General features: G+C 67.2%; 9 protein-coding genes and 2 pseudogenes. 7 read left to right on the top strand and 4 right to left on the bottom strand.

The features are described 5' to 3' along the window. A pseudogene (locus AQJ27_RS46900) lies at positions 1 to 280 on the top strand (hypothetical protein); the annotation flags it as partial. Positions 281 to 631: 351 nt separating this feature from the next. Here AQJ27_RS46900 and AQJ27_RS46895 read toward each other — a convergent pair. Continuing rightward, positions 632 to 1,531: an NmrA/HSCARG family protein gene (locus tag AQJ27_RS46895; protein WP_067384038.1), complete on the bottom strand. Its 900-nt coding sequence runs from the start codon at positions 1,529 to 1,531 to the stop codon at positions 632 to 634. Positions 1,532 to 1,622: 91 nt separating this feature from the next. Here AQJ27_RS46895 and AQJ27_RS46890 point away from each other — a divergent pair, with 91 nt between their 5' ends. Further along, on the top strand, positions 1,623 to 2,258 hold the full coding sequence (locus AQJ27_RS46890) for a TetR/AcrR family transcriptional regulator (RefSeq protein ID WP_067384035.1): 636 nt from the start codon (positions 1,623 to 1,625) through the stop codon (positions 2,256 to 2,258). A 29-nt stretch (positions 2,259 to 2,287) separates the two neighbouring features. Here the strand turns inward: AQJ27_RS46890 and AQJ27_RS46885 are convergent, their stop codons facing one another. Continuing rightward, complete coding sequence (locus AQJ27_RS46885; RefSeq protein ID WP_159064618.1) at positions 2,288 to 2,566, bottom strand: DUF6417 family protein; 279 nt, start codon at positions 2,564 to 2,566, stop codon at positions 2,288 to 2,290. 1,181 nt (positions 2,567 to 3,747) lie between these two features. Beyond that, positions 3,748 to 5,712, bottom strand: coding sequence for a hypothetical protein (locus AQJ27_RS46880; RefSeq protein ID WP_159064617.1), 1,965 nt, complete (start codon positions 5,710 to 5,712; stop codon positions 3,748 to 3,750). A gap of 383 nt (positions 5,713 to 6,095) precedes the next feature. Between AQJ27_RS46880 and AQJ27_RS57050 the strand changes: the two genes are divergently transcribed. From AQJ27_RS57050 to AQJ27_RS46870, 3 genes are all read left to right on the top strand, one after another. Further along, the gene (locus AQJ27_RS57050; RefSeq protein WP_159064616.1) at positions 6,096 to 6,779 is read left to right on the top strand and encodes a helicase associated domain-containing protein; all 684 of its coding nucleotides are present in this window, start codon (positions 6,096 to 6,098) and stop codon (positions 6,777 to 6,779) included. After that, positions 6,662 to 7,393, top strand: coding sequence for a hypothetical protein (locus AQJ27_RS46875; RefSeq protein WP_067384029.1), 732 nt, complete (start codon positions 6,662 to 6,664; stop codon positions 7,391 to 7,393). Before AQJ27_RS57050 ends, AQJ27_RS46875 begins: the two co-directional genes overlap by 118 nt. Positions 7,394 to 7,515: 122 nt before the next feature. Then, positions 7,516 to 8,403, top strand: coding sequence for a GNAT family N-acetyltransferase (locus AQJ27_RS46870; RefSeq protein WP_067384026.1), 888 nt, complete (start codon positions 7,516 to 7,518; stop codon positions 8,401 to 8,403). 366 nt (positions 8,404 to 8,769) lie between these two features. Here the strand turns inward: AQJ27_RS46870 and AQJ27_RS46865 are convergent, their stop codons facing one another. Then, positions 8,770 to 9,540 (bottom strand): class I SAM-dependent methyltransferase, encoded by a 771-nt coding sequence (locus tag AQJ27_RS46865; RefSeq protein ID WP_067384023.1) that lies wholly within the window; start codon positions 9,538 to 9,540, stop codon positions 8,770 to 8,772. 40 nt (positions 9,541 to 9,580) lie between these two features. Here AQJ27_RS46865 and AQJ27_RS61060 point away from each other — a divergent pair, with 40 nt between their 5' ends. Together AQJ27_RS61060 and AQJ27_RS46860 are read left to right on the top strand one after the other, a co-directional pair. Further along, positions 9,581 to 9,982 (top strand): DUF6233 domain-containing protein, encoded by a 402-nt coding sequence (locus AQJ27_RS61060; RefSeq protein WP_107120737.1) that lies wholly within the window; start codon positions 9,581 to 9,583, stop codon positions 9,980 to 9,982. Positions 9,983 to 10,113: 131 nt separating this feature from the next. Continuing rightward, a pseudogene (locus AQJ27_RS46860) lies at positions 10,114 to 10,501 on the top strand (transposase); the annotation flags it as partial.

The raw sequence follows: 10,501 nt of genomic DNA, 5'->3' as shown, positions 1-10,501 counted from the left end.
CCTCAAGGCGCAGGGCATCATCGACTACGGGTACTCCGACACCAACATGTCGGACTACGAGGAGGACCACCTCGTGCCGCTGGAGCTCGGCGGTGCGCCCCGCGACCCCGGCAACCTGTGGCCCGAGCCGCACTACGGCACGAAGACCGCCTACACCAAAGACGGCACCGAGACCAAACTGAAGAACGCCGTCTGCAACGGCACCATCACCCTGTCCGCCGCGCGCAGCGCCATCAAGAACAACTGGACCACCGCACTCCAGGTCACCGGCATCGGCTGACCCCCAGTGAGGCCGTAGGCCGCGCCGCGTGATGAGATCCAGAGGGAACCGGCTGCGCCATGCGGCGCGGGAGCCCAGCAGCTCTGTCCCAGGAGCACGGCGCGAGCGGCCAGCAAGGCCGACCAGGACCTCAGCACCTGGCAGCCGCCCGCCCACGCCTCCCGGGTGCCGTAGCCCGGGGGCTGGCCGATCCACGATCGGGATCGCTCCCGTGAAAGGCATAGCCGCAAGGTTGGCCACCCGAAGTCCCCCATGACGGCACGCGTGGAGCGGTCGGCGGCCTCTGCGTAGAGGGCCAGAGACGCCCGGATGCGCTGTGTTGAGCCGGTTACCGGCCCTCGATTGCGCCGGTCATGTGCCCGGCCGCTCCTGCAGAGCGTCCAGCTGCGCCATCAGCCGCGTCCGGCCCGACCGCTCCAGCCAGGTGCCGAAGTCCATGAGGCGAGGGTGGGTCTTGCGCAGGGGCTCGAGGTCGGAGTCGTAGTAGGTCTCGTTCGCCCAGGTGAACACCTTCGCGACCTCGGGGTCATGCTCCCAGAGGATGTCGAGCGGCACCTGTGTGTGCGGGATCGGCCGGCCGGCCGCCGTGCTCAGCGCGGCGGCGATCTGCGGGGCGGTCAGCCGGTCGCCGGTGATCTCCATAGCCTGGCCCAGGTAGGTGTCCGCCTTCGCGAAGACCAGCGCGGCGAGCGCGCCGATGTCATCGATGGCGATCAGCTGCATGACCAGGTCGTCATGCCAGGGCACGGTGAGGGCGCCGTTCTGAAAGAACCTCGCCGGGCTGATGAAGTCCTCCATGAACCCGGCGGGGCGCAGGATCGTCGCGGGCACGCCCAGGTCGTGGATGTGCTGCTCGATCTGCCACTTGTCGATGGGACCCCAGCCGCGCTCCATGTAGAAGCGGTTCTGGCTCTGCAGGCCGCCGACCGACGAATACACCAGGTGTTGCACGCCCGCGGCCTTGGCGGCATCCGCGACGTTCTTGCCCTGGGGGATCTCGTTGGTGTTGGCGGACTGAACGCTGTAGACGCCGTAGATGCCGCGTATCGCCACGTCGAGGGAGGCACGGTCGTCCAGGTCGCCGCGGACGACCTCGGCGCCCGCAGCGGCGAGAGCGGCGGCAGCCGGGGCGGTCTCGTCACGGACCAGGGCGCGGACCCGCCAGCCGGCGGCGAGCAGGTGGCGGGCGGTGGCGCCGCCCTGGTTCCCGGTGGAGCCGGTGACGAGGACGGTCTTCTCGTGGGTGTTCATCGTGGTCTCCCTGGCGCACTCGGCTAATACTTGCACTGAATGCGAGTTTGCATTGAGTGCAAGTTAGCTGTCAATGCAGTATTCTCGGGGCATGGTCATACGAGAGCACGGCACCCCGGCGCCTTCCCTGCGTGAGAGGAAGCGGGAACGCACCCGTCAGGCGCTGGTCGACGCAGCGGCGGAGATGTTCGAGCGCAAGGGGTACGACGAGACGACCGTCGCGGAGATCGCGGCGGCGGCAGAGATCGGCACCCGGACCTTCTTCGGCTACTTCGCGAGCAAGGAAGACATCCTCTTCCCCGACAGCGACGCGCGGGCGCGGACCACGATCGAGGCGATCGTCAACCGCGATCCGGCCGAGGGGCCCGTGGACGTGCTGGTGCGGGCGCTGGAGACCGTCGCCGAAACCGATGCCGACATGGTCAGCCCGATGGCGGCCGTGCGGATGAGGCTTTTTCGCACGGTGCCAGCAGTGCGGGGCAAGGCACTGCAGATCCAGATGTCGGCACAGCAGGAGATCGCGCGGGCCCTGCAGGCTGCCTTCCCCGACGAACTGGATCGGGTGGGCGCGGCGGCTCTGACCGGGGCGCTGACAGGCGCGGTGAACAGCGCGCTCGACGCGCTCATGGACGACGAGGATGCGGCAACCGTCGCCCTCGACGCCGATCGGCTGCGGGAACGGGTGCAGCAGGCGACGGAACTGGCACTCAGGACCTGGCGGAGCTGAGGAGCGGGCGCGGCCACCCTGGCGCCCGTTCAACAGCATGCTGGCGAGACGAGGAGCCTTCCCGTCATCCGATGCAGCCACAACCCGTACGCCACCGACTCCATCTGCTCCTGCGTCAGATACAGCCGCCACCGCTTGATCCCGTGATCACACGAAGCCGCCCTGATCTGCTCCGCCAGACCGTCAGCGGGCGGCACCCGGAGCTGGTCGGTGAGGCCGACGAACACGCACAGCGCCGCCATCTGCGACGGGATCAGTTCCACCAGATGCCGGTCCGGTGCTGCCTCCCGAGCTGCGAATATGATCAACTTCCGCACGCTTCCCCGGCACCGCCGCCACCATAGGCGTTCTCACCGCACCTGCGGCAGTCTCACCCAACCTGCAGGATCGCAGGTCAAACAGCCCACACAGAGTCCAGAATCCGTCGCAATCCATCTGCAGCGCCGCAGGCCAACGGCACGCAATCACCGCAACAACAGTGAGACCTCACAATCCGACGGACGCTGTCCGCCTCCACGCACCGCGCCGCCTCCCGTGCCGGCCGTGCGCGCTCCACACCCCGCCCAGCCCGGCATATCCTCCGCGTCGCCGCACCGCCGCCCCCCTTCTGCCCGCAGAGCCACCAGGCCCCCTGCGAGCACCCCGCAGCGGGCACACGACTGTCGATGAGCTTCAAAGGCCGCCTCCGAAACTCCCGCGGACACCCCTCGCGCCGCTGCCCGTGACGACCCGTCCGGCTCGGATGCCCAACGCCCTAAGCTCCACAGTCCTGCCCCTCGCCGCTGGATTCCAGGCGCTGCAGACGACGTTGACCGGCCCGGTCCAACGCCGGGACCACTGTCCGCCCCGGGTAGCGCAGCGCGGAAGCCGCCCGCCTCACGGGCGTGGCACCGAGTACTACACCCCCTCGAGCACCGACCTCAGGAAGGCCGGTCAGCGGCCGGACCACCTCGCGGGCCGGGAGCATCCGTCTGTCGCTCGGAGGCGCCCCGGGCGGCGCCCGATCAAGCTGGTATTCCTCTACCCGGACGCGGCGGCGGGGCTTTCGGCTTGCGGCTGATCGGTCGATGAAGCCGACAGGGCGTTCATTCCCACCCATGGCACTCGATGCCGCACGCGGTGTCCGCTAGTCCGTCAGGTACAGGGCGCTGCTCCAAGCTGACCTGTCCACGCACACACGGCTCGAACCGGGTGTCGAGCAGACGTGCGGTCAAGTGGCGCCCGGTGCGTGTGCGCTCAGCGGCCCCTGCGAGGTGCCTCGATCACGACTGACGGGACCGATCCCGGATGCATGGCACGACTATGTTCGCCTCCACCCCGTGGCACGAGCCTGTCGTCCTGCCGGGCAACAGCGTCCAGTCCAACAGGCTGCAGCCCCAGGTCAAGGGAAACTCCGGTCCAGGCGCCCGAGGGTCGGCTCACACCCCGGTCTGCCCCATTCATGGCCTTTGGTATCGCCGACTGACTGGCCTGGAAGAACGAGTTGGCTTCACCACCATTCAGGCAAAGCAGCCGACAACACACACCAGGCTTCCAGCTGGGACAGCTCTGCCCTCGCATCGCTACTGGACCCGAGCCGTTTGTGACGGATGACCCCGGACAGGGCCCAGACCAGTGCGTCGTCGCCGGCGAGCGTGGCTAGGTCGCGCAGGCTTCGCAGCCGTGCGATTGCCGCAGCGGGCTCTGCTTCTAGGACGTGTGCGCCCTGTATGGCAGTCCACCGGCGCAGGACATCGGTGGAGAGCCAGAGATCATCGTCGTACGTCCAGGTGAGCCGCAGACGCAGGAACGCCATCATGCGCGCGTCCTCGTCGTCCGTGGACGCCGAGAACTCTCTGAAGAGCGCCAAAGGGCCGGCCAGAGTGTGAGTCTGGCCGTTCTGGTGCACTCGGAAGTCTAGTTTGTCCACGTCATCCGGCAGGTAGGGCGTGAGCATCGCTATCAAGGTGGGCAGCGAGGTGTCGCCGTCCGTGCGGGCTTCGATGCGCCAGCGTTTCACCTCGGCGGTGATGGTGACGTCGTGGCAGTTCATCGCCTGCAGCAAGATGGTGGTCATCTGCGGGGCCGGCATGCCCAGAGTGCGCCATAGACCGCCAATTCCGAAGCCGGTAAACCCCAGTTCACCCAACGCCTGCAGGAGTGCGACCTGGCAGGCGTAGATGCTTTCGTACCCCTGGAAGACACCGTCGACCACGTCGGGCCACGCGACGATGCGAGTGCCGGACTTTCGTTCGATCACTGCGGATTCTTCTTCGTAGCGGACCAGAGCGTGGGCACGGCCGGTACGCAGATCATTGTCTAGCCCGTCGAGGAGGCCGTGCAGGGTCGGTTCCCGTTGAACCGTGCTGACGAGTTTGGTGGCGTTCTCGTTTCGCAGGTTGGTGTACGCGGCTGTTTTGACCCCGCTGGTGAGTAGCAGGACGGTTGCGATGACCTGGCCCGGCCCTTCCACCAGTGATGATGCTATTCCCAAGAGGGCCCGGCCGGTCTGCCGCGAGTGGACGGCGTTGTCGACGGCGTGCACCGCTTCCATGGAGCCGTCGAACAGCTCCCATGTCGCCTGTTGGAAGTCGCTCTCGAACAAGGGATTCGCAGCCAGTTGCCGAAGCACGTCCGGTCGGGAGCGGAAGACCGTGTAGGCACGGCGCAGGACGTCACGGAACTGCTCACCGTCGAAGAGGCTCTCAGCCAGCACACGGTTGACGGCGAACAGGAGCCCCGAGCCGTCCACGCCGCGCGACGAGGTCAACTGGTGCAATTCATCACGGCCGGCTTTGTCCAGGGCAAGCAGGTCAGGCACTTCGTAGGCTTCCAGCGCCCTGATCAGCAGACCGGCCTGGATCTGTGCGACGTCCCGCTCGCACGTGAGCGCGTTCAACGTCTTCGCGATGTCGCCGGCCCGGCGTGCGACTTCTGCGGCACGGTCCAGATGTCGCTGCGCGGCCTCACCGTGCTTCTGTGCCTGCAGAGGGGTGGCGGCCACCAGCACGGCAAGGTAGGCCCGGGTCATGGACGCCAGCTCACCGACAAGTTCACGCTCGGCGTTCACCAGCGCTCTGAGCGGGCGCCTGTCATCTGCGCCCTGCACCAGAGAGCGCAGCTCAGCGAACTCGTGCACAGCAGATTCGAGATCCTGCGCCTCCTGCGTCGCGGCGCGCGTTGTCGCTGCGGCGGCCTTGAGGAAGGCACTCGTCCACTCCTCGACGCGAGCAAAGAGATCGGCGTGCAAGGACTCGGCGGTGTCCGAGGGGGCTGCGGGAAGCGGAGTGTCCGACCGCGTCAGCAAAGCCTGAGCCCGGTGCGCGGCCTGCCGACGCGCGAGGCCGAGCGCATCAATCTCCCATGCCTGCGGCCTGTGACCGCAGTCGGGGCAGTCGACTCCCCGGATGCGTCCCACACCGCACCCCGCGCACTCGATCTGCGAGAAGGCCAGAGTGAAAGCATAAGAGTTCATGAGCTGAATCGTCTCTGTCACTGGGCGTGGGATTGGCTGTCCGCTACAGCGCAACCATCATCTTCTCGCCCTCACCTGCTGCAGCGCACATGAATAGATGTCGCTCCAGCCGCCGTGCATCGTCGTCAACTGCCTGCGTGCACTGGCAGCCGAAGGCGGTCCGTTGTCAGTGCGCATGGCGGAGCCGGACCCCGAGGTTGCTGAGGCCCTCGGCAAGGCGGTGCGCTAGAGCCGGAGTTGCTTACGGGTTGAGGCCGCCGAGGGATGGCCACCAGCGGTTCGGAAGCCTGGAAGCACTGCATTATCCACATCGGCCGGGGCCATGCAGACAACTTCCTTTAATCGGCGCAGATCACTGAGTAGCCCGGGCCCGCGCCCATAAAGTGCTCGTTGAGTCATCGAGCCGCTCTCGGCACCCCGGCCAGCGAGCACTCCTCGCTGAACTCGGCGTCACCACCCGGGAAGTCGAGGAGTTCAACAGCCGGGCCGCCAGGCGCCGCTCCCCCGCCCGCGCCCTCACCGTGGCCCAGGCCTACGCCGCACGCCACGGACACCTCGCCGTCACCGACCCCACCCTCATCGACGGCATCTCCCTCGACGCCTGGCTCAGTGCCGCACGCCGGCGCACCGCAGGCCGTCCCACCCGGCTCGGCACCCGCCTGACCGCACTCGACCCCTGGTGGAACCCACCCTGGCCGCTGTCCTGGCAGCGCATGTGGTGGGCCGCCCACCACCACCTCAACGGCCTGCCCGCCGCAACACAGTGGTGGCCCGACGTACCCGGGCTCGAAGGAGCACTGACCTGGCTGCGCCAGCAGCACGCCCGCACCCCCCAGCTACAGCCCGGCCAGCAACACCTCACCGCCCAGCTCATGCACGCCTGCGGCCACCAACCCGTATGGCAGCCCAGGATCATCGACAATGCCTGGCACACCCTCGCAAAACTGCTGTGCAAGCCGCCATCAGGTTCCTGGCCTGGCTCGACGAGCGCGAACAGCAATTGGCCACCCTGGGCCAGGCGGACTTCGACCTCTGGCTCACCAGCCACCCCACCCAGCACGTCGTGATCGGCTCCTTCATCCGCTGGGCCACAGCCCGGCGCCTGACGGGCCCAGTCGAGCTGCCCAGGCGAGGGCGCTCGTTCGCCGTCAACTTCCAGACAGCCGACGAGTACGACCAACAGCTACGCCGCTGCCTCAACGACAGCACGCTGCCCCGTGAGGTCCGCATCATCGGTGCCCTGGTCCGGCTCTACGCCCTGCCCGTCGCCAAGATCATCAACATCACCACGGACCGGTTCTATCAGGACGACACCGGCTCCTACCTGACCATCGACCGCCACCCTGTGCTGCTCCCGCCCAAACTGGGCCAGCTCATCAAGGACCAGATCGATCAGCCGCGCACCACCACCCGCATGCGCCGGGCCCTGGACGAAGCCTCCCCCTACCTGCTACCAGGCAAGTTCCCCCATCAGCCCCGCAACCCCCACGGGGTGGACAACCTGCTCAGGCAACACGGCCTGCCGGTCCTCAGCGCCAGAAACACAGCCATGATCGAGGCCGTCACCACGCTCCCGCCCATCGTCGTCGCCGATCTGTTCGGCCTCAGCCCCGCCACAGCGGAGACGTGGGCCAGATACGCCAACGACAGTTGGACCCACTACCTCGCAGCCCGGACGTGACGTTCCCTCGGACCAGCCCTCTGCAGGACTCCAACGTGCCCGCGCTGGACTAGGGGGACGGTTCGTGGCGGAAAAGCGTTGAAGAAACGGCCCCGGGTCGAGGCCGTCCGGGATCATGAAGCATGCCCCTGGATGACTGGCACCTCACCCAAGACGTCGACGACTTCCTCGCTCAAGCCGGGGACTTCCTGTCCTCGCGCGCCGCCCTGCACAACACGCCGCTGACGGACATCGAGAAGCTGCGGATACAGAGGGCGGCTGATCACGACGAGCAAGCTGCCGTGTTCGGCCGGCTGGAGTCACAGAGCGAAGTTCGCGCGATCTTCTATCTCACTCCCCGAGGACGCCTGGGCCTCACGCCTCTCTCCGTCGCGCAGACTGACGCCCTGGCTGCCCACCTGGCCGGCCTCGGCTACTCACCCGCCCACGTCATCGCGGACCACGACACCGCTGGCGCCTTCGCCGAGTCATGGCAGCAGCACACAGGCGCGGCCCCGGAAAGGTTCTGGAGGACGCATCTTTACCGTCTCGGCACGCTCACCCCACCGCAGCCGCGACCGAAAGGCCAGGAGCGCCTCACGGATGGGAAGGACCGTGAGCAAGTCGTGCGCTGGTGCCGTGAATTCTGTGTCGACGTCGGGGAACAGCACTCCATCGACTTGATCGACGCCGGCGCATGGGACGACTCGCGTTTCGGCGACAGGCACTTCACGTTCTGGGAAACCCAGGAGGGCGCCCCCGTCTCGATGGCAGCCGCGACCTCGGTCATCGGCGGCATGGTCCGGATCGACCCCGTCTACACCCCCGCCCACCTCCGCGGCCGCGGCTACGCGGGAGCTGTGACGGTCGAGGCGAGCAGGGGCGCACTCGCCGCGAGGGCAACGGACGTTGTCCTGTTCACAGACCCGGACAACCCCACGAGCAACGCCCTCTACCAACGCATTGGGTATGTCCACGTCGCCGACTTCGCCGGGCACAAGTTCTCCTACAGCGCACCAGCAGCCGGTTGACGGGCACCCCTGGACAACGGGCCTAGGAAGGCTCGCCAGTGGCCCCCGTACCGGCGATACGGCGGACTGTGGGCACCATCTATCGCAGGCCAGTACACGAATAGTGCAGGGATCGAATACTGCCTCTTCACCAGTGCAGCAGAGCGGCGAGAGCACCGTTTAGGCAGGTGAGGCCGCTGAGGACATCAGGGGCTGTCTGGCTTCTGAACTGCACCGTTTCAGGCAAACTTAACGATGTTGCATCTGACGCAATAGACCTGCCCCTCCTGCCGCCGAGGGAGGAGCCCAGGTGAGGTGGCAGGGTTGCTCAGGCACCTGACGTCATCTCACCTGGGCGACCTCGACGTCTCCAGCGGCCTCGACTCGCTACTCCGGGCCAGTGACCGACGGCAGCGCCTCGACGACGAAGAACAGGAAGCAGGGCTTGGTCGAAAGGTCGTCGAAGCCATCGGGGAACAGTGCCCGGGCGGCTGGGTCAGGCTGCGGCTCGCTGATGACGGACAGACCAAAGCCCGCGGTCGTGAAAGCGTCGATCATTGCGTGTAACGGCTTTCGCCAGAGTCGCATCGGGGTGGACTGCCCGCCGAGCATCCAGTCGAAGGTGTAGCTCGTGGTCGCGAAGTAGTCGGGCCGAGGGTCCCGGAACGTGTACGCCGTGACCGGGTGATCCACGGACACGATCAGCCGGCCGCCGGGCCTGAGTACTCGCCGAAACTCGGCCAGCGTCGGCCCCCAGTTCTCCAGGTAGTGCAGGACCAGCGACGCGACCACGTCGTCGAACGCGCCGTCCTTGAACGGCAGACGCTCGCCCAGGTCGGCCACGTGCAGGGCTACGTCATCACCGAGCCTCTGCCTGGCCAGTGCGAGCATCCCGGCGCTGACGTCGATCCCGGTGGCGACCGCGCCGCGGTCGCGCAGTGCGGCGGTCAGTGGGCCCGAGCCGCAGCCGGCGTCCAGAACTCGGTGGCCAGCCACGTCTCCGGCGAGGGCTAACATCGCGGGCCGTTCGTAGTACGCGTTCACGAGGTTGTTCTCGTTCTCCGCCGCGTACACCTCGGCGAAACTGTCGTAGTCGTTCACCCGGGCCGGTTCCGCAGCATCGGGGAAGCTCTCGGGTATGTCGGTTGCGCGTTCCATCGTCGCAGCCTAGAGCCAGGCGGGCCCGCCGCACTGAATAGTGCAAGGTCGGAACACTGCCTCTTCACCAGTACACGGCTCTGCCGAACCTGCCGAGCAGCGAGTCTGGGTGCCTCCCGCGCATGCCCGTCCTGTCCCTGGTGTCTCCTACGAGCATGTCCCGACCAGCCGTCTGTCTGGAACGCAGAGCCCGTCCCAGGAAAGCCCGCCCGCATGGACACTCCAATACCTGCCCCACCGGCCCAATCACCCGGGCGCCACACTCCTCCACGTCGTTGGCTGCACCCCCAGCGACCGGACACTCACCCGGGAGGAGGCTCTTGCCGCGCTTCAACAACCCCGCGCGGCAGCCTGCATCGAATGCGACGCGGCCCGATCCCTCACCCCCGAACAGCAAGAGACCGACCCGAACCGTCAGACCCGGCAACAACGCGCCGGCTGACTCTCGACCTCGACCACCGGGTCCAGCCTGACACCCCGTTCCTGCCGGGGAGCAGAGTCGGCGGGTTTAGCTGGCTCTAACAAAAGCTGTTGATCATGTGACTGTTGGCTTGTCTGTTCGTTGGTCTGGTTGTGGGGAAACGTCAGTCGAGGCCGTGGATCGTGTCGGATGAACTATGGTCGCTCATCGAGCCGTTGCTGCCCAAGCCTGCGCCGAAGCTGGTCGAGGGCAGACCTCGAGTGCCTGACCGGCAGGCGCTGTGCGGGATCCTCTTCGTCCTGCACACGGGAATCCAGTGGGAGTACCTGCCCCAGGAGCTGGGCTTCGGTTCGGGTATGACCTGTTGGCGGCGCCTGGCGGCCTGGAACGAGGCCGGCGTCCGGGACCAGTTGCATGTGCTGCTGCTGGAGAAACTGCGGTCGAAGGACAAGCTGGACTGGTCGAGGGCGGTGATCGACTCCTCCCACGTCAGGGCTGCCCGGCGGGGCCCAAAAGCGGACCCAGCCCGGTCGACCGAGC

The sequence above is a fragment of the Streptomyces olivochromogenes genome (assembly GCF_001514115.1).
Taxonomy (GTDB): Bacteria; Actinomycetota; Actinomycetes; order Streptomycetales; family Streptomycetaceae; genus Streptomyces; species Streptomyces olivochromogenes.
This window is presented reverse-complemented; position numbering and strand designations above follow the sequence as displayed.